This window comes from Corynebacterium tuberculostearicum (genome assembly GCF_022347385.1).
In the GTDB taxonomy this organism is placed as follows: Bacteria; Actinomycetota; Actinomycetes; order Mycobacteriales; family Mycobacteriaceae; genus Corynebacterium; species Corynebacterium tuberculostearicum_M.
Map to the genome: position 1 here is coordinate 35,721 of NZ_JAKRDT010000006.1, position 19,970 is coordinate 55,690.

Below are 19,970 nucleotides of genomic sequence, written 5' to 3' on the forward strand. Positions count from 1 at the left end.
AGGCAGGGGACAAGACCCCGCCCAAAGGCCTCGGCGCCATGGCCGGTGCCATGTTCCTCATGGCCACCTCCGCCATCGGTCCGGGATTTTTGACCCAGACCTCGGTCTTTACCGTGCAGATGGGCGCATCCTTCGCATTTGCGATTATGCTGTCCATCCTCGTGGACATCGCTATCCAGCTCAATGTGTGGCGAGTTCTCTGCGTGACCGGCATGCGCGCCAACACTCTTGGCAATACGGTGCTCCCCGGCCTGGGCTGGGTGCTTGCCGTATTCGTGTTCATCGGCGGCGCAGTCTTCAATATTGGCAATATCGCCGGTTCTGGCCTGGGCATTAATGCGATGCTGGGCATCGATTCGCGCATCGGCGGCGTCATTGCCGCGGCCATCGCGATCTTTATCTTCCTCTCCAAGAAGGCGGGCATGGCGCTTGACCGTCTCGTTGCGGTCCTCGGCGCGGTCATGATCCTGCTGATGCTCTACGTTGCGGTGGTCAGCCAGCCACCGGTGGGGGAGGCGCTCAAGAATACCGTCGCGCCGGGCGAGATCGACTTCTTCGTCATCACCACCATCATTGGTGGCACCGTGGGTGGTTATATCACCTTTGCCGGCGCGCACCGCCTCATCGATTCCGGCCACACCGGCGTGGAAAACGTCAAGAACATTACCTATACCTCGGTAAGCGGCATCGTGGTCACCGGCATCATGCGTATGCTCCTTTTCTTGGCGGTTCTCGGTGTGGTTGCCACCGGCGTGGCGCTCTCGGACGACAACACCGCGGCCGATGCCTTCTACAATGCCGCCGGCGAGTTTGGCCTGCGTGCCTTCGGCGTGGTCCTCTTCGCGGCCGGTTTGTCCTCGGTTATCGGCGCCGCCTATACCTCGGTATCCTTCGTGACCTCCCAGGACACCTCGACGCGCACCCGCAATATCTTCACCATTATTTTCATTGCGGTGTGCACGGTAGTCTTCGTGGCCATCAACTCCGCGCCGCAGAAGTTGCTCATCTTCGCCGGCGCCATCAATGGCCTGATCCTGCCCATCGGTTTCGCCCTCGTGATGTGGGTCGCCTGGCGCCGCCGCGACCTCCTGCAGGGCTATAAGTATCCTAAGTGGTTGCTCATCATTGGCGCCCTGGCGTGGGTACTTACCATCTTCATCGGCTTCAAGGCTTTCTCGGGTATCACCGAGCTGTGGGCATAATGCAGACCCCAGAGCAGGTGCGCGAGTATGCGCGCAGCCATGACATGGCCACCACCGCCGGGCATGCCCGCGGTTTCATGCAGGCTAACTTGCTGGCCGTGCCGCAGGAATACGCCTTTGACTTCTTGCTCTTTGCCCAGCGTAATCCCAAGCCATGCCCGATTGTGGGCGTGCTGGAAGCCGGTCAGTACACCTCCGAGCTGCTGCCGGGTGGGGACATCCGCACCGATATTCCGGCCTACCGTGTCTTTGAAAACGGCGAGCATACAGCCACGCTTGCCGACGCCACCTCGTACTACACCCCAGACATGGTTAGCTTCCTCATCGGTTGCTCTTTTACCTTTGAGACTGCGCTGCAGGATAACGGCATTGAGGTCGCGCACATTGCCCAGCAGCGCAACGTGCCGATGTTTAAAACCACGATTCCCACCACCCCGGCCGGTGTCTTTTCCGGGCCCATGGTGGTCTCCATGCGCCCGATTCCGGCCGCGCAGGCCTCCGATGCCGTGCGGATTACCTCCCGTTACCCATCAGTTCACGGCGCCCCGGTCCACGTGGGTGACCCGGCGGCCATTGGCATTGAGGACTTGAACCGCCCGGACTTTGGTGATCCGGGCGAAGTGCCGGAGGGCTGCTTGCCGGTCTTTTGGGCCTGTGGTGTGACCCCGCAGGCCATCGTGATGGAATCTAAGCCGCGCTTAGCTATTACGCACGCACCGGGCCAGATGCTCGTGACCAACGCCCGCGATCAAGATTTTCTCATTCCTTAATCGTCCAGCACGGCGAGGATCTTCTCGCAGGTATTCATGAGGCTGTCATGCGAAAGCGTGGCGGCCTCGAGGCGTTTTCCATCTGCGATAAGCGTGGCCAAGGTGATATTGCCTTGAATGTGGTCCGCATGCAGCTGAGGGTAGCGCGGGATTGCTAGCAAGAAGGTGAGCCGCATGCGGGCGAGCAGGTTATCCATCTGCTCATTGAGCGTAGGCGAGCCCAGCGCGGCCACCAGCGTGCGGTGGAAGCGTTGGTTGATGGCGGATACTTCCTGGTGCTCGCCGCGTGCCGCGTAATCGAAGGCGGAGGAAGTGAGGGTGACGAGCGAGGGGGCGTCGGCAAAAGCGCCCCACCGCACCGCCGCCGGTTCGATGGCCGCGCGGGCGGCAAAGAGGTCACGGATATAGTCTGCGTCCGGCGTGGCAAGGAAGACGCCACGGTTGGGGATGCGCTCGACAATGCGCTCCGCGGCAAGTCTAGTGAAAGACTCGCGGAGGGTATTGCGCGAGCAGTGAAAGCGCTCGGCTGCCTTGACCTCGCTGAGCTGCTCGCCCGGCTGGAACTCACCGGCGGAGATGGCCTCACGCAGCTCGGAGGCGACAGACTGGGAAAGCATGACCACAACTGTACTAAAAAGTTATGCACCTCACATTGAAATGAGGTGCATAACGATGGTGCGAGCGCTAATCGATGGTCGCGATGACCTTGGAGGAATCCAGACGGTCACCTTCTGCGGCCAGGAGCTTGATGGTACCGCCGCGCGGAGCCTTGATGGCCGATTCCATCTTCATGGCCTCGACGGTGGCGATCGCATCGCCCTCGGCCACGGTATCGCCGTCCGCAACGTTCCAGGCCACGAGGTTGGCCTCGAACGGGGAGGTAACCGCGTTGTCATCGGTGGACTGTGCGCCGGCCGAAGACGGCGCGGTGGAGGCAGAACCACCGGCCGATGCGGCACCCGGTGCGGCGAGGAAGTCCACGGGCACGCCGACGTTGACCAGCTTGCCGTCGATTTCCACGGCCACAGTGCGGCGCTGGGTGTAGATGGCCTCGACCTTTTCCACCTGGTTGGCGGCAGACGGGCGGTAGTTGTGATCCACCCAGTCCGTAAATACGCCAATCTCGGAGGCGCCGGCGGCAGCGACATCGTCTGCTGGGGCGGCAGTGCCGATGAGTGCAGGCTCATCCATCATGTCGCGGTGGAACGGCAGCACGGTGCGCACGCCGGTGACGGTGAACTCGCGCAGGGCAAAGCGGGCGCGAGCCAGAGCGATCTCGCGGGTTGGGCCCCACACCACGAGCTTGGCAATCAGGGAGTCATAGTACGGCGGGATGATAGAGCCAGAGCGCACCGCGGAATCCACGCGGATGCCCGGGCCGGTGGGCGGCTCGAAGGAGACGATGGTGCCGGGGCACGGGGCGAAGCCATTGAGGATGTCCTCGGCATTGATACGGAACTCAAAAGCGTGACCGTGGGACTGCGGATCCTCATCGAAGGACAGCGGCTCCCCGGCCGCGATGCGGAACTGCTCGGCGATGATATCGGTACCGGTGACTACCTCAGTAACGGGGTGCTCGACCTGGACGCGGGTATTGACCTCCAGGAAGGAAATGGTGCCGTCCTCGGAAACGATGTATTCCACAGTGCCGGCGCCGGTGTAGCCCACCTTGGAGCAAATGGAGCGGGCGCCTTCGATGATGCCGTTGCGTTGGGCGTCGGAAAGCGCGGGCGCCGGAGCTTCCTCAATGAGCTTTTGGAAGCGGCGCTGGGTGGAGCAATCGCGGGTGCCGAGCACGCGCACATTGCCGTGCGTATCGGCCAGCACCTGGGCCTCCACGTGGCGCGGGTGGGTGAGGAATTTCTCCACGTAGCACTCGGCGCGGCCGAAAGCCTCCATGGCCTCGCGGCCGGCGGAGTTGAACGCGCCCTCGATCTCTTCCATATTGTCCACGACCTTCAAGCCGCGTCCGCCGCCGCCATATGCGGCCTTTATGGCAATGGGCAGGCCGTGCTCTTCGGCGAAGGCGCGGGCCTCCTGCCAGTCATCGATGGGATCGGAGGTACCCGGTGCCAACGGCGCGCCGACCTCCTCGGCCACGCGGCGCGCAGCGATCTTGTCACCGAGCAACTCGATGGACTCCGGGGAAGGGCCAATCCAGATCATGCCGGCCTCGGTAACCGTGCGGGCAAAGTCAGCGTTTTCGGACAAGAAGCCGTAGCCCGGGTGGATGGCATCGGCGCCGGCGCGCACCGCGATATCGAGCAGCGCGGGCACGTTCATGTAGGTATCGGCCGCGGTATTGCCCGGCAGCGCATAAGCTTCATCCGCTACCTGGGTATGCAAGGCACCGGCATCCGCTTCGGAGTAAATGGCGATGGACTTAATGCCTAGGTCACGAGCGACGCGGGCGATACGCACGGCGATCTCGCCGCGGTTAGCAATGAGGACGGTTTTAATCTGCATTCTGTTCTCCAGTGTTCAAGGCTTGGGGTGCTACGAGTTCAAAGTTCACGCGCGCGCCGGGTGGCAGCTGCGCAGCAATATCAATATCTTCTTCCAATACGGTGGCGATGACCGGGTAACCGCCGGTCACGGCATGATCACGGAGGAAGACCACGGGCTTGCCATTGGGCGGGATTTGGATCGAGCCGGCGACCATGCCCTCGGAGGGGAGCTCGCCGTCCTTGACGCGTTCAATCGGCTCTTTGCCATCGAGGCGCAGGCCCACGCGGTTGGAATCTGAGGTGACGGTCCACTCGGTATCCAGGAAAGCGGAGACATTATCGCCAAACCAGTCATCGCGGGGACCGAGCACGCAGCGCAAGGTAGCGCGGGTTTTTCCGTCGGAGCTTTCGCGCACGCGCAATGGATTAGAAAGCTGGGCATCGGTCATGCCGGTAGAGCGCGGTAGAACGCCAATGACATCGCCGGTGGTGACCGGGTCCGGGCCAAGGCCAGAAAGGACGTCGGTGGCCGCGGAGCCAAGCTCGGATTCGGCGATGATGCCGCCGCGGATGGCCACGTAATTGCGCATGCCTACCGTTGCAGGATCCACCGAGACGGTGTGCCCGGCCGTGACCAGCACTGGGCGGGCGAGGTGAACCGGCATCTCGCCGAGGCGCACACGCGCGGTAGCGCCGGTGACGCAAATGACGGTATCGGTGAGCGCGTGGAGCTTAATGCCGCCGATATTCTCCAGCACCGTTGCCCCGCGCGGGTTGCCCACGGCCACATTGGCGGTCGCGGCGGCGGCGCGGTCGGCAGCACCGGAGGGAGTCACGCCGAGATCGCCCACACCGGGGCGGCCCAGGTCTTGGTAGAGGGTGAGCAGGCCGGCATCGATAACCTCCATGCGCGGCAAGCGGGCAGGGGCGCGCTTCGAGCGGGCAGAGTGATCAACAAGCTCAGGCAGCTTATCCACGCTGCGATAGCGCACGCGGTCGCCCGGCTGTACTAGCGCCGGTGGGTTGGCATTGGAATCCCACATTGGCGTATTGGTGGTGCCCAGCAGCTGCCAGCCGCCCGGGGAAACGCGCGGGTACACCGCGGAAAACTCGCCCGCGATACCCACAGCACCGGCCGGCACCGCGGTACGGGGGTTGGAGCGGCGTGGCACCGCGCGCGCCTGGGAAGGGTCCGACGGCGCACAGTAGGTAAAACCCGGGGCAAAGCCACCGAATGCCGCGGTCCACTCGGTAGAGGTATGCCAATCAATGAGCGCTTCGCGCGAAAGACCCAGCAGGTCTGCGGCCTCGTCCACATCCTCGCCGTCATAGAGCACATCAATTTCTACCGTGCGGGCCTCCGCGGCCGTGGCGGCGGCGGGGGAGAAGTCCTGCAGGAATTCCGCTGCATCGCGCGCCGAATCCGGCGCTTCAAACGTCAGCAGCAGGGTGGTGGCGGCCGCGATGCAGTCCACCTGATTCTTCAACGGCTTGGCAGAAAGCGCCGCGTGCCAATCCATCACCTGGTTCAATCCATCCAGGTCAATGAGCAACGCGCGCGTGCCCACAAAATTAATGTGCATTAGATAAAGCTCCGAATCTCGATGCCTTCTTCCCGCAGGCGCTTAACCACGCCGCGCAGCAGCTTCACCGCGCCGGGCGAATCGCCGTGGGTGCATACGGATTGCGCATCTACCTCAAGCTTCGTGCCATCCACGGCCGTAATCGAGCCGGTCTGCGCCACCTCAAGCACTCGCTGCACCACCTCATCGGCACTGCCAAGCACCGCATTGGCTTCCTTGCGTGAGACCAGCGTGCCATCGGGGTTGTAGTTGCGGTCCGCAAAAGCCTCACGGATGACGTTAAGCCCGCTGCGCTTGGCGACGTCCACCGCTACACCCCCTGGCAGTAACATCACCGGCAAGTCTCCGAAGGCCTTAATGCCCTTGATGACGGCTTCTGCTTGCGCCTCATCTTTCACGATTGCGTTATACATCGCACCGTGTGGCTTCACATAGGAAACCTTGGTGCCATTGGCGCGGGCCAAAGCGTCGAGCGCGCCAATTTGGTAGGTCACCTCGTCTGCAAGCTCGTCCGGGTTGTAATCGATAAAACGGCGGCCGAAACCCGCGGCGTCGTTATAACCCACGTGCGCGCCTACGGTCACGCCTGCTTCTGCTGCCGCCTTGAGGGTGCAGGCAATCGAGTGCGGGTCGCCCGCATGGAAGCCGGTGGCCACGTTTGCGGAGGACACCATCTCCAGCATTGCCGCGTCATCTGCGACCGGGTTGCCTGCAGTAGTCTCTCCCAAATCCGCATTGAGATCGATATGGAGCGAGGACATTCAACACCGTCCTTAAGATTGTTGAACAATTCGAATGTCATTAAGTGTAACCCTCGCCACTGCCATTTGTGAAGGCGGTTACGTTTCATTTACCCGCGTGCGCACCCCCACCCAGGCACGAGAAAACCGCCCCGCCCCGGGTAGGTCCGGGAGGAGGCGGCGTGGCCCGCTAGAGCCCAAGGGCCCGAAGGCCCTAGCTTGGGAAATCTTTAGCGGCCGTAGTTCTGGACAGCGTAGAGCTTGCCCTCAGAGTTGACGGCAACACCAACGCCGATGGTCTTGGCGCGCGGGTCCAGCATGATCTTGCGGTGGCCTGGGGATTCGTACCAGAGCTTAACCAGCTGTGCATCGGAGTAGTCGCTCCATGCCTGCAGGACGTTCTCGCCGCCGGCCGGGATATTGGAAGGGTAGTAGTTCCAGTGCTGTGGGCGGTGGCTGAGCTTATTGGCGCGAACCAGCTGGTTGGCCCAATCCTGAGCCAGTCCATTGAGTGCGGCGTTGGCGCGAACCGGGCGCAGGCCGTGTGCTTGGCGGTAAGCGTTGGTGTGATTGATGATGCTCTGTACGCGGTTGGAGGCCGGAGCAACTGGCTTTGCGGCGGCAGCCGGAGCGGCAGGCAGGTTGACGGAGGGTACCGGAAGGTTCACGCGACCGAAGCTGCTCAAAGAGCTCGATGCCTCTGCAGGGGCTACGCCAACACCGAGTGCGACGGCTGCTGCGAGTGCAGGAGCGACGAACTTCTTGGCGGAGAAGTGAACTTTGGGGGTGAACATGAGCGGTACCTTTCTACTGGAACCTAGCGGGAATCTATAAGGCGGGGATCTTGGAGTGTTAACGGCTAACTTCCGTTCCCCTTCACTTAAAAGTTAATCAATTCTGCCCGGGTAAAATCCAGCTGACCAGCAAATATTAGGATTCTTGAAGTTGATTTCGCGTAAAACTAATTGCCTCTTAGTTATTTCTCGATTTGAGCTAGGAAACCCCTAAATTCCCTCAGTGATGGCGCTCAGCTCCCCGCCCCCACGGGGGTAGATTTCAACCAATATCTCAGGTTCCCAGGGAAATGAGATTGTTTTAAGGTATGTGGGCCTAGTTTTAAGTCCCCTTCTGGCAAAACTGGCCAGTTTCTTGATAGAGCCTATGAGAAACCTTGTGGTTCTCTGGCTGTCTAAGGATTATAAGAGGGCACCAGGGTGATCCGTGATCTTGCTTGAGCCTGCCGCGCTGCCGCTACCACTCCCTCGAAACCGTCCCTCCGCCCCATCCCTGCGCAGTATTGGCATAAGAAAAGCGCCCAGCGGGGAAATCGCTGAGCGCTTGCAGTTGCAAGACTATTTAGGCCTGAGTGGTTGCGGCCGCCTTGTCAGTCGCTGGTGCAGGGGAGAGTACCTGGGAAATGATGTCGGCAGCTTCCTTGCGGGTCTTCGCGCCGTGGAGTTGTGCGCGGAAGTCCTCTTTCATGATGTTGCGGGCCAGCTTGGACAGCAGCTTGAGGTGCTGCTTTCCAGCGTTATCCGGAACAGCAATAAGGAAGGCCAAGGTAGTCGGGTCCTCACCCTCTGCCCACGTGACGCCGTGCGGCAGGCGGGCGAAGGCGAGAGTTGGTACCTTCACCCCGGCAGACCGAGCGTGCGGAATGGCTACGCCGTGACCCACACCAGTGGAACGGGTAGATTCGCGCTTCAATGCGGCGCTAGCGACCGCCTCGGCATCAGACATGCGCGCGGAGGTGAGCTTCACCATGGAGCGAATGACCTCTTCGCTAGAAGAACCCAGATCTTTATCGAGGCTAATCGTATCGACTGCAACAAGTGGCTTATCCTTGCGCTGCGTCAATCCCACCAGCAGGAGAATAAGGCCAGCGCAAACAACGATGCCGGCAAGCATGGCGATAAAGAAGCCAACGACGTTATCTACCGCGCCGAGCACCGCGACGATCGGGCCGCCGTGCATGACGTGGTCTTGTGCACCGAAAAGACCGGCGAGCGCACCGGCTACGGCACCACCGGCAACATTGGCGGGGATGACCTGTAGCGGGCGTGCAGCCGCGAGCGGAATGGCGCCCTCGGTAATGCCGAAGAATCCCATGAACAACGCGGCGATGCCCGCATCCTTTTCGGCCTTGGTAAACCAGCGGCGGCGCAGGAGCGTAGCTACGCCCACGGCGAGGGGAGGTACGGCAATCGCACATGCCGCCATGCCCATCGGCGCCGCATTGCCGGCCGCGATCATGCCGCCGCCGAAGAGGAAAGCCGTTTTATTGAAGGGACCACCCATATCGAAGGCGATCATGGCGCCCAGGATAAGGCCTAGCACGATGACGGAGGAGCCCTGCATTCCAGCGAGATAGTTGGTCATTGCCTCAAACGCGGCCGAGACCGGTGCGCCAATGAGCAAGATGAAGATGAGCCCCACGATGAGCGTGGTGAAAATCGGGATGACGATGATGGGCCAAATCGGTGCGATGAACTTGTGCACCGGAATCTTCTTAATGGCAAGAGCCACATAACCGGACAAAATACCGGTGACAATGCCGCCCAAGAATCCGGCACCTGCCTCAGAACCGTAAAGGGAGCCGGTGGTGGCGATGAGTCCGGTAATAAGGCCAGGGGCAAGGCCTGGGCGATCCGCGATGCCCACTGCAATGTAGCCGGAGAGCACCGGGACCATCAGTGAGAACGCCAGGGCGCCGAGCTCATTGACCGTGTTCCAGAAGCTATCTTCCGGAATCGCCATGCCCTCAGGCGTGGGCGTGCCGCCGATGGAGAGGGCGACCGCAATGAGCAGACCACCGGTCACCACGAACGGGATCATGTGCGAGACGCCGTTCATCAGCGCCTTGTACAAGGTTTGACCCACGCTATTTTTGCGAGGAGTCTCTTCCTCTGTCTTCTCGGAAGAGCCCTCCCAGCGCGAGGCGCTCAAGGACCTGCTGAGCAGTTCCTTCGGGTGCTTGATGGCCTCGTCCACACCGGTGGCCTCGAGACGCTTGCCGTGGAAGCGGTCCTTGGAAATGACCGTATCGGCACCAATGACAATGGCGTCGGCTTCCTCGATGTCTTGCTTGCTAAAGGTTCCCTCGACGCCGATGGAACCATGAGTTTCAATCTTGATGCGATAGCCCAGCTCTTGGGCTGCGGCCTCGAGGTTCTCGGCCGCCATATAGGTATGCGCGATGCCCGTCGGACACGCCGTGATGGCGAGGATGAGGGGCGATGACTCTGTAGTGCTCATGGTTCTCATTAAACGGCAATCGTTTGCGTTGGCACAAGAGCCGGTGCGTCTATTCTCTGCGGATCTGGTAAGTCGTGCGTTGCGAGCCACGCTGGCCCCGCATGACAATCCAGCCCTTCCTCTCCAAGGCCTTGAGTGCGTAGCGCGCTTGCCCGGTACTGAGTTGGGTGCGTTCCGCGATCTCGTGAAGGCTTAAGGCGGGAGCATAGTCCGCCTCCGCGCCGAGCTGCATACTGTGAAAAACTTGCGGAACGTTTTTGCCTAGCTGACGAAGCTTGTCCTCTACGTTGGCTTCCACTGCTCTAACCGTGGGGCGGGCAGAAACTCGATGCGGGCTATCCGGCCTGGTGCGGGGGAAGATGACACGAAACTCGGTGCCAGTATCTATAAGGCGCGGTGCAGCTAGGCCTGCATCTAAACAGGCACGAATCATCTCTCGGATTCCTCCGCCCTCGCCTTCAATGACCGGGTGTCCTTCGCTGGTGCGAACTAGTTTGGCAAGCTCATAAAGGCGCTGATTTACTGCAGCTTTGGATAAGGTGGTGCTGGTCAATTGGGAGACCGAGACCCCTCGCAGCCCACCAGGGCTAGTAATGATCACTGCCTGCCGGGTGATGCGAACCTCAATTCTTTTTCCCACGCCTCGCGTGTGCGGTCCTAAATCCCGGTGCACTAACGCGTTGGCTACAGCCTCCCGAAGGGCGGCCGGCGGAATTTCCGGGATCTCTTCCACATGACCGCTTTCCGCATAGCGCAGGTCGGCCTGCAGATTGGCACGCAGCCAATCCACCACATCATCGAGGAGAGCGGGTAGAGGGCCGTCGAAATGGGTGAGGTTCCGCGTGCGCGCGGCGTGCTCCCGCGGAAGCTGCACCGCCGCGGTTACCCCGAGGGCAGGTACTTTTCCCTGCGGCAAGAAGCCGAGGGCATAATTTCCGGCTACGGTCAGTTGCCCGTTTACGGTTGCGCCAAGTACCTCGAGGAGGCGCTTGTCCTCCGTGATGGTGGATAGGCGCCTACTGCGTGAGCGGGCTGCGCGTAGCGCCTCTGCCGTAATGCTTTCATCCATGTCCCGCAGGTCGCTGCCAGGCACTGTCTGCTGGTCATAAAATTCTTGCTCAGATTCGTGGAGTGCCGCCACCTCGAGGATGCGCAAGTCGTTAGGCCCCATCACATAATTGCCATCCGCTTGCCGTAGGTAGGCCTCTCCTTTGATGCGGGCTGGTTTAAGCATGGGTGAAAGGGGCGCTACCGTCACTGCGATTACTACCGCTTCATCGATGCTGATGTGGGTAAAAGAGAGCTGGGGCGCAGGTTCTATTAGCGTTCTTGCTTGGTCCGCCACAGCCTTTTCTACCTGTGCAGGGTGTGCGACGCCGGTGGCGGCAAAGTTGAGGCTCTGATCGACGCCCAAAAGGATGTCACCGCCCATTGGCATGTTTGCAAAAGCACATATGGTGCGAGCCAAATCATGCGGTGCGCGAAGGAAGGAGCGCTTACATTCCAGCATCGTGCGGTCATCGCCAAAAAGCCGCAGCTGCTCAAGTGCCTCACGGAGGCTAATTGCATCCCAACCCATGGCGTCATTATAAAACCCTCATTGCAAAGTAGCAATGATTTTTTAATGAGGGGGAAGGGGCTTCTCGCTCATTGTGATGAACGGTACGCTGGAGGCACTTCGCAACAGAAAGGGGAACGCTCGCTCGTGAGTAAAGCATCGCCGGACAATATCTTGCTCTACCTGCCGCCAAAGCAGGAAGATCAGGTGCGCGACATCTTTGCCGGTCTTGCTGAGCGCGGCTTTCCCGTCCAGCAGCAACGCCCGCACATTACGGTTACCTTTTCGCCGCACATGCAGCCGGAAGTGGTGGATTTGGCGGCCCAGCTGCTGCCGGCCGTTATCCCCGCGGATTTCCGGCGGGTAGGAAACGTCATTTTTGGCACCAAGCGTAAACAGACAGTGGCCTGGCTGCTGGAGACCACCGACGAGTTAGAAATCGCCGCGCGAAAAATCAGCGCCGCAAACCCGGACGGGCGCGGGCCGCGCTGGACCCCGCACCTGACCATGGGCTTGCGCCTGCCGCGCGAAGAGGTCCCCGGCTATATCCAAGCGATGGACGAGCTCACCTCAGCGCACTTCAAGGAACTTACCGCCGTCGAGGCCGCCTATTGGCGGCCGCGCACGCAGGAAAAGACCGTTCTAGCAGGGGGCTTAGAGTAGGGCCTGCAGGGCGCGGGCAACGCGCAGGACGGTCAGGTCCTCGCCCGGCTTGCCGACGACCTGCACCGCATCACCCACGCCTTCTTCCTCTTCGCCGCGCAGCGGCACCGTAATGGCTGGCCAGCCGAGCACATTGAACGGCTCGGTCCACCGCCGCAGGCTCGCGGCCGACTCCGCGGTATTGTCCGGGGTGATATCGGACCACTTGAGGGGGCCGGAGTCGAGGGTAGGGGTGAGGATAATGGGGGCGTCGGCAAGCAGGGCAAGGGCGTCTTCGCGCAGCTTTTCTACGCCCCGTGCGGCCGCGTCGTAATCTTCCTGGCTGATATTTTCCCCGCCCAGGACGCGCTGCAGAATCACGTCCTGGTACTTCTCGCGCTGGTCCAGCAGCGGCCGGTGGACGTCGTAGACCTCCTTCAAGCGCATCGGCTCGTAGAGCTCGGCCGTGGCGGCGATGGTGTCTTCCAAGTCCGCGCCCTCGGTGAGCTCAAAGTCCGATCGCTCCAGCGCGGCCAGAAGATTAGCGAAGCGCTCGCCCTTGGCCTTAAGGGCCGTGACATCAACAGCAGAAACGTCCTGCGCCGCGGCCGGTTCCTCCTCCGCAGTGGCAATAAAAGCCTGCTCAATCAGGTCAATCGAGCTGGCGAAGAAACCAATGCAATCAAAGCTCGGGGCAAAGGGGAAGACACCTTCGACCGGAATCACCCCAAAGGTGGGCTTGAACCCCAGCACGCCTTGGCATGCGGCCGGCACGCGCACCGAGCCGGCGCTATCGGAGCCCACCGTAAGCTGCAGCGCCCCGCAAGCTACCAACGCCGCCGAACCGGAGCTCGATCCGCCGCCGCACACCTCCGGATCACGTGGATTGATCACGCGACCATAAGCCGAGGCATCGCCCAAAATGCCGTAGGAAAACTCCTGCAGGTTCGCCTTTGCCACCGGCAGGGCACCCTTCGCCGTCAAGCGCTGCACCACCGGCGCATCCTTGACCGGAGTGCGGCCCACATTCACCTCGGTGCCGCAGGTAGTCGATACCCCGGCGACATCCACGATGTCCTTGAACGCCACCGGCTGTCCCTTAAGCGTGGGCGATTCATCCAGCGCGTGCTCATCAAACGGGATGACGGCAATTACCGCATTAAAGTCCTGCTGGGCGCTGTGCAGGCGATCAGAAACAGTAGGCATAACTGGAAGCTAAGTCCTTTCAACGTCGGCGTCCTTTGATGCTAACGATGTATTAGAAGGATGCAGATGTTACTACCGTACATCACGGAAAAGTTCTTGCAGCAAAGGCCGGAAAATGCCCGGGTCATGTGCCACACAGTAACGGCGGCCCGAAGCCTTATCCCCTTTACAGCGGGCTAGAAGTACGCACTCCGACGAACACAGCGGTTCCCATCGATTGCAACACAAACCACGGCGCCATGACAGGGAATAAACCCACGCTCCCCACTATGGAGCGAAAGATTCATCAACTACATTTAAAACCATGACTTCCACCACCTCCGAGCCCCCAAAGCTCCAGCCCAGCGCCTATATTCCGTTGATGTTCGCACTGCTGACGGCAGTGTTTGCTTTCCAGCTCAATGCGTCGATGCTCTCGCCTGCCTTGGCGACGATGGAGGATGAGCTCGGCGCCACCACCGCACAAATTGGCCTAACACAGACTGCCTTCTTTACGGCCGCGGCATTGTTCTCGCTCTTCCTTCCACGCTGGGGTGACCTCATCGGACGCAGAAAGGTCCTCGTCGGCATGATGGGCGTTGCTGCGCTGGGCTGCGTGGTTTCGGCCATTGCACCGAACGTCGCCGTGCTGCTTATCGGCCGCATCATCCAGGGCGTGGCCGGGCCGACCGTCCCGCTCTGCCTCATCATGCTGCGCCAGCAGGTGCTCAATGAGAAGCAATACGCACTGCTGCTGGGCATTGTGACCTCGGTAAACGGTGGTATTGCGGGCGTGGACGCCTTGGCCGGTGGCTGGCTGGCCGGCAACTTTGGCTATCGCTCGGTGTTCTGGACCATGGCAGTACTATGCGCCATCGCGCTAGTAGCAGTGCAGGTATTCACTAAGGAATCCACGGCCACCGAAACCCCGCGCATGGACTGGGCGGGCGTGCTGCCCCTGGCCGTGGCGCTGGGGTGCGTTCTCACCGCATTCAACGAGGCCGGCAAGCTTGCCGAGGCCAATTGGTTCCTCGTCATCATCCTCATCCTCATTGGTGCCGCCGGCTTCTGGGCTTTCTGGAATGTGGAGAAGAAGGTCGCCGACCCGCTCGTTCCGGTGGCTTACCTCAAGCAGCGCCGCACGTGGGCGCTGCTTTCTACCACGCTGCTCACCATGACCGGCGTCTTTGCAGTGATGAACGGCCTCATTCCAAACCTCGGCCAGGACCCAGACGCCGGTGCCGGCATTTCCGCCAGCACCATTTCCTGGGTCACCCTTACTCCGTACGCCCTCGCTGGCCTAGTCTTCGGCCCGATTGCTGGTTGGATGGCCTCCAAGCTGGGATATAAGTACGTCCTGCAAACCGGCCTCATTGGCACCGTCGTCGGCCTGATTATTTCTATCTTCGTGGTCAGCGCCCCGAACGCATGGACCCTGCTCTTCGTTTCCATTTTCTTGGGCGTAACCTACGCCGGCATTGCCAATATCATGCTTAACGGCCTGGGTATTGTGCTCTCGCCGGCCGATAACCAGGGCTACCTGCCCGGCATGAACGCCGGCGCCTTCAACCTCGGCGCGGGCTTGTCTTTCGCCGTGCTCTTTGCGGTTTCCGGTTCCTTCGAGCACGGCTACCGCGCGGGCATGATCGCCGGCGTCATCATCTTGCTTGCGGCCCTTGCCCTGTCCTTCCTCATTCCTCGCCCGGAGTCCATCGATGACACCGTGGCGGCCGTCAACACCCGAAAGTAGGCTCGTGGTATGACGCGAAAAATCATTCTGGACTGCGACCCCGGCCACGATGATGCGGTGGCCCTGCTCCTAGCTTTGGGCAACCCCACCATTGACCTGCTGGGCATTACCACCGTTGGCGGCAATCAGACCTTGGATAAGGTCTCCCACAATGCCCTGGTGGTCAAGGAAATCGCCGGCCACCCGGAGGTTCCGGTGTACGCAGGCTGCGATCGCCCGCTCGTGCGCCCAGTCGAGGTCGCCGAGGCCATCCACGGTTCCACCGGCATGGACGTCGAGGGCGTCCAACTTCCGGAGCCAAGCACGGCGCTTGCCGACGCCCACGCTATCGACTTCATCATCGACACCATCATGTCCCATGAGCCCGGCACCATCACCCTGGTGCCCACCGGCCCGCTTACCAATATCGCGATGGCCGCGCGCAAGGAGCCGCGCATCGTCGAGCGCGTCAAGGAAGTCGTCCTCATGGGCGGCGGCTACCACGAGGGCAATTGGTCTCCGGTTGCCGAGTTCAATATCAAGATCGATCCTGAGGCCGCCCACATCGTCTTCGAAGAGCCTTGGCCCGTCACCATGGTGGGCCTCGATCTCACCCACCAGGCGCTTGCCACCCCAGAGGTTGAAGCCGAGATCAAGGCGCTAAATACTCCCGTCTCGGAGTTCGTCGTCGGCCTTTTCGGGTTCTTCCGCAAGGCCTACCAGGCCAACCAGGGCTTTGATAACCCACCGGTCCACGACCCGTGCACCATTGCATACCTCATCGATCCGGACATCGTCCAGACCCGCAAGGCTCCCGTCCACGTTGAGCTCGCCGGCACTCTGACCACCGGCATGACCGTCACCGATTTGCGCGAGCCTGCCGACGCCTCCTGCCACACCCAAGTCGCCACCACCCTCGACCACGCTGGCTTCTGGCGCCTTGTCACCGACGCCCTCAAGAACCTCGCCTAGGCCACCCTCGCTTCGCCTCGCCTCCGCCGCGCGGGAACCCAACTTTCAGCCACGTTATGGCTCCTGAACCACCAGTTAGAGGAGGCAACGTGGCTGCTTTGGCCCTTATGTTTCACCTCTTCTAGGCTTGCGTACCTTGGAGATTCTTTAAGGAATATCGTGAGGTTCTTCCTGGGGAAATTCGAGATTCGGGGCCACAAGATGAAGCACTTTCTGGCGAAACTCGCGAATTGAGGTCTCGAGACCGACGCTAGCGAAAGCTACAGGGTGTCCGTCGAGAAGGAATGAGATCGTCTCATCCTGTTGGTTTCGGCCCGAAGAAGCATAGAGCATGATGCCCTTTGCGGTTTTCCATTCTTCGCCGAGAATTTCTTGGCTGCGTAAGTAGGCGTAAAGCTGATAAAGGTGCGGGCTTTTTAAGGATTCGTTTCTTACTCGGTTCTCAATGAGCATATGCGTGAACTTGGCATCGATAATGGAAATTTCACCTACTGGTGATCGCAAAATGATATCCGTTTGCATGCTCGGTAATTCTTTGGGCACCTGTTGAGCATTCCAGTACAGCCATTCGCCGCTACTTACTTTCCAACCTAAAGGGCAGAGATGGTATTGGAACAGACCAAATAGAGCTTTTTCGAAAAGCTTGCGGATCTCGTGCTGCGTGAAGTGCTTTCTGCTGAACAGAGAAAGGGCATCGTCCCCGCGCGTGGGGACGGCAAATTCTAAAAGCAATCTAGCTACGGCAACTGGTTTCTTGTCTGCAGGGGATAGCCTGGAGTGAGGAAATACCGTCGACTTTGGTTCGGAAATTCCCATTTGAGAAAGCCTTTGAGAAAGCACCTTACACCGTCGGGCACTGGCGTCACTGTCCACGCTGGACAGTAGTTGCGCTGCGTATTCGAGGGCGTATCGAAGGAATTGGTTAACTTCGCTGTTGATGGTGAGCTCATTGAACTCACAGGCAATAAGCCCCTTCTCAAGGAGTTGGCGGCGGGCAGTTTCGTACATGTTAATTCGGCCTCGCACCCGAGTTATATTTCGTTCGGTCAGCGTAAATCCGATGCTTAATTCTCTCCGGAAACGCTTTTCTACAGCGTCACACAGCATTGTTCCAATGAGCTCTGGAAGCTCAACGCCTGCGTCTTCCACCGTGGAACTAGATATATGCCCATCAACGAAAGACTGCGAGGCGTATAACTGGAGCATCCATATACTACGGATAGGAACGTATATGTCTTCCGGTTGTAGCGAATTAGCCGATGAGGACATTGAGAGCCTGCTCTCGCTTCGCAGGATTGTCGAACCAGTACTCTCCTATGAGCGGCTTGAGATCCGAGGCTACTACCTGGTTAAACCATTCCATAGTTGCATCGAAGGAACTGTCTGCTAGCTTTCGGCGTGGAGTAACAAAGCTGTGTCCGATTAGGTAGTCATCACCGAGATTGAAATCGTCTCGAATTAATTGATTAACCTCTTCGATTCTTCGCGCGATTTCGCTGAGAGCTTGGTCATTGCGGTTACGCTGGGCAACACAGAAATTTCGCCAAGTAGAACCCAACTGCGGTTCGAGATTTATGAAGGCAAACCTGCGTCGTAAAGCCATATCTACCATGGCGAGGGATCGGTCTGCCTGGTTCATCGTACCAATAACAAAGAAGTTATCAGGTAAGAAAACTGCTTCCCCTTCCTGGCTATATAGCGTGGTGAGTGCATTTTCTGGATTTCTCTTGTCAGCTTCTAAGAGGGTGAGCATCTCGCCAAAAATTTGCGCGGGATTGCCGCGGTTAATCTCTTCAATCACTACTACGTGTGGATTGGAGTCCTCTTTAGCCTTTTCCACAGCTTGGAGAAACGGTCCATCTTTCAATTCCAGCTTTCCATTACTGCTGGGGCGAAAGCCCTGAACGAAGTCCTCATAAGACGTAGATGGATGGAATTGAACGGAGGTGACGACATCTTCCGCATCTGATTTACACAAGACATAAGCTAAGCGGCGAGCAAGCCAAGTCTTGCCTGTACCTGGTGGGCCTTGGAGAATTAGGTTCTTCTTCTCCTTCAGGCGTTCCAGCATTAGTTCGATATAGTCTTTTGAGATAAAGCAGCCGTCTTCGATAAGTCCAGAAATGGTATACAGGTCTTCTTCCGACGAGGACTCTACGGTTTGGGCAGTAGCATCCGTTGGTTCTTGGTTAAAAACCCAAGCTTCATATGACAATCTCGGAAAATTAGCCGGTTCGATCTCGGCGGTAGTAAGCCAGTCTCGGATTTCATCGAGTGTAAGCAAATAATCTTTACCCGTCGAAACATTTTTCTGAATATTGATTCCAAGCGCGGAGTCTTGGGCAAGATACTTGGTGATGACTGAATCGAAAGTGAGGAAATACCGGGGACGTGCCCAGAACAATGCCATGGTGTATGCCGTGAGCTGGCGGTCTTTGGTCATCACGTCGAAATCGTATATAAACTGAGCTCGATTTTCGGGCGTATCTGATTGGCTCACCGCGAGGGCCGAAGCGAAAAGACTCCAGCTATTCTCCCAAAAATCTAGATTAATAACATCCGACGGCTTCGTAGCAAAGCACGAGCGTAAGTTGTTGAGTTGGGGCAGTCCCGAAAAATCCGTTGGTGCTGGGGCTTCAATTCCGAAGACGGTTTTAAAGGCTTGGCAAATTGCCACCTTATTAGATGCCGAAATTTGCCGGTTAGCAACACCGAGGATGGTAAAAGGATCCATATCAGTAGCGGGCACTTCTTTATCATCTATGTGCCAATTCCATAGGTGCTTGAACCGGAGTGGGCGTCCTGAGATTTCAGCGGTCTCTTTTAGCTTTTCGAGTAGCTCCGCGCGGTTATTTTTGAATGCAAGTAGCTTGGTGGCGAGTTCTTCGAAAAATTCCGGCCAGTCAAACGACGGTGACAGTGGAGTCTCAGAGGAAAATTCAGGATCTCCCATGCCTTGGATGACGGATTCTACTCGGTCGTAAGCATGATTGCGTGAAACCTGGCAGATAGTAAGCAGTGAAGTTAGAGATCGTTGGAGGTCTATTCCTAGGTCATCGCGATTGAAGAAATCGCTTGACCAGTTGATCGGTCGGACGTGCCGCATCTCTTTCGGCTCATGAGGGCGGTACTCGTAATCGCCGGAGACATAGCCAAAATAAACTCGCCCTTTGTGCAACTTGCTCGGCATCAGAACCAGGTCGCCTACCTGCATTTGGTTTTTAAACCGGTTGAGTTGGGAAGCGTAGCTTGTGGATGTTTGTGCTTTGAGATCTGGGTGCTCTCGGACCATCGCAGCCTTGATAGAGTCCAAGGTATTTTGCTTGTTCACCTCTGGGCCATAGTCCATGCCGGGGATGCCTAGGTTGGACTCTAAAGCTTTCTTTTCGCGCTCGCCCTGGCGGCCCGCGCGAAGTACCCAGAAAAAATCCGCACTAGATTCCTCAGGAACTTCTTCCTGCGGGCCTGAATCGGCGTCTTGTTGCTTATGCGCCTTAGAAATAAGACCATTGATTTCTCGGATCTGATCTTTGTCCAAAGGATATGGGTTGGAAGCAAGCCAAGTGGCGCCCTCGGCAGTCAAGGAAAAGGACCCCGGTTTAGAGGAACTGACAAAGCCTATTCTCCTTGCATTGAACACTGCCCATCGTGTCCGGTCTTCCACAACTGATCGGTTTTTGAGCTGGCGGTGAGCTTGTCCTGGAAAGTCCGCTTCAGCAATTTCTTGAACGTGTTCAAATAGTTCAGGGTAAGCGACTTCTGACGTACCCCGCATCGTTTCTAAGACGACGGGAAGAACGGTTCTCCAAGAAAAAGATTGCTGTCGGTTACTCATCAAAGCATCCTTAGAAGTCAAAGCAGGGGGCGTTCTCATAATAGTAGGAGAA

15 protein-coding genes are annotated in these 19,970 nt (G+C 58.9%); 5 read left to right on the forward strand and 10 right to left on the reverse strand.

Annotated features, from left to right (window positions below):
• Positions 1-38: 38 nt before the first annotated feature.
• A complete protein-coding gene (locus MHK00_RS04725; RefSeq protein ID WP_150851636.1) occupies positions 39-1,202 on the forward strand; it encodes an NRAMP family divalent metal transporter in 1,164 nt (387 codons plus the stop codon).
• Positions 1,202-1,972, forward strand: coding sequence for a putative hydro-lyase (locus MHK00_RS04730; protein ID WP_150851634.1), 771 nt, complete (start codon positions 1,202-1,204; stop codon positions 1,970-1,972). Before MHK00_RS04725 ends, MHK00_RS04730 begins: the two co-directional genes overlap by 1 nt.
• On the opposite strand, the gene MHK00_RS04735 is transcribed toward MHK00_RS04730, so the two are convergent.
• The 7 genes from MHK00_RS04735 to MHK00_RS04765 all read right to left on the reverse strand — a co-directional run bounded on the left by MHK00_RS04735 (position 1,969) and on the right by MHK00_RS04765 (position 11,576).
• Entirely contained in the window at positions 1,969-2,589 is a 621-nt protein-coding gene (locus tag MHK00_RS04735) for a GntR family transcriptional regulator (RefSeq protein ID WP_250410706.1), read from the reverse strand. The genes MHK00_RS04730 and MHK00_RS04735 overlap by 4 nt on opposite strands.
• A 67-nt stretch (positions 2,590-2,656) precedes the next feature.
• The gene (locus MHK00_RS04740) at positions 2,657-4,438 is read right to left on the reverse strand and encodes an acetyl/propionyl/methylcrotonyl-CoA carboxylase subunit alpha (RefSeq protein WP_250410707.1); all 1,782 of its coding nucleotides are present in this window, start codon (positions 4,436-4,438) and stop codon (positions 2,657-2,659) included.
• Positions 4,428-6,002 carry a 5-oxoprolinase subunit B/C family protein gene (locus MHK00_RS04745; RefSeq protein ID WP_250410708.1) on the reverse strand — a complete coding sequence of 525 codons (1,575 nt, stop codon included), beginning with the start codon at positions 6,000-6,002 and terminating at the stop codon, positions 4,428-4,430. Before MHK00_RS04745 ends, MHK00_RS04740 begins: the two co-directional genes overlap by 11 nt.
• On the reverse strand, positions 6,002-6,763 hold the full coding sequence (locus tag MHK00_RS04750) for a LamB/YcsF family protein (protein WP_250410709.1): 762 nt from the start codon (positions 6,761-6,763) through the stop codon (positions 6,002-6,004). The genes MHK00_RS04745 and MHK00_RS04750 overlap by 1 nt, the downstream gene beginning before the upstream one ends.
• A 209-nt stretch (positions 6,764-6,972) precedes the next feature.
• Complete coding sequence (locus MHK00_RS04755) at positions 6,973-7,536, reverse strand: CAP domain-containing protein (RefSeq protein WP_179387481.1); 564 nt, start codon at positions 7,534-7,536, stop codon at positions 6,973-6,975.
• 562 nt (positions 7,537-8,098) lie between these two features.
• Entirely contained in the window at positions 8,099-10,006 is a 1,908-nt protein-coding gene (locus MHK00_RS04760) for a fructose-specific PTS transporter subunit EIIC (protein ID WP_285439603.1), read from the reverse strand.
• 40 nt (positions 10,007-10,046) lie between these two features.
• Positions 10,047-11,576 carry an ATP-binding protein gene (locus MHK00_RS04765; protein ID WP_250410711.1) on the reverse strand — a complete coding sequence of 510 codons (1,530 nt, stop codon included), beginning with the start codon at positions 11,574-11,576 and terminating at the stop codon, positions 10,047-10,049.
• Positions 11,577-11,702: 126 nt separating this feature from the next.
• On the opposite strand from MHK00_RS04765, the gene MHK00_RS04770 reads away from it, so the two are divergent.
• Positions 11,703-12,218 carry a 2'-5' RNA ligase family protein gene (locus MHK00_RS04770; protein WP_250410712.1) on the forward strand — a complete coding sequence of 172 codons (516 nt, stop codon included), beginning with the start codon at positions 11,703-11,705 and terminating at the stop codon, positions 12,216-12,218.
• Here the strand turns inward: MHK00_RS04770 and MHK00_RS04775 are convergent.
• Positions 12,210-13,403, reverse strand: coding sequence for an amidase (locus MHK00_RS04775; protein WP_250410713.1), 1,194 nt, complete (start codon positions 13,401-13,403; stop codon positions 12,210-12,212). The two genes, MHK00_RS04770 and MHK00_RS04775, sit on opposite strands and share 9 nt — an antisense overlap.
• A 304-nt stretch (positions 13,404-13,707) precedes the next feature.
• On the opposite strand from MHK00_RS04775, the gene uriT reads away from it, so the two are divergent.
• A complete protein-coding gene (gene uriT, locus MHK00_RS04780) occupies positions 13,708-15,132 on the forward strand; it encodes a uridine transporter UriT (RefSeq protein WP_250410714.1) in 1,425 nt (474 codons plus the stop codon).
• Positions 15,133-15,141: 9 nt separating this feature from the next.
• The gene (gene uriH, locus MHK00_RS04785; protein ID WP_250410715.1) at positions 15,142-16,083 is read left to right on the forward strand and encodes a uridine-preferring nucleoside hydrolase UriH; all 942 of its coding nucleotides are present in this window, start codon (positions 15,142-15,144) and stop codon (positions 16,081-16,083) included.
• Between the two features lie 147 nt (positions 16,084-16,230).
• Here uriH and MHK00_RS04790 read toward each other — a convergent pair whose 3' ends face one another.
• Positions 16,231-17,352: a 5-methylcytosine restriction system specificity protein McrC gene (locus MHK00_RS04790; RefSeq protein ID WP_366512260.1), complete on the reverse strand. Its 1,122-nt coding sequence runs from the start codon at positions 17,350-17,352 to the stop codon at positions 16,231-16,233.
• Positions 17,336-19,918, reverse strand: a complete 2,583-nt coding sequence (locus tag MHK00_RS04795) for an AAA family ATPase (RefSeq protein WP_250410717.1) — start codon at positions 19,916-19,918, stop codon at positions 17,336-17,338. The genes MHK00_RS04790 and MHK00_RS04795 overlap by 17 nt, the downstream gene beginning before the upstream one ends.
• Positions 19,919-19,970 lie beyond the last annotated feature (52 nt).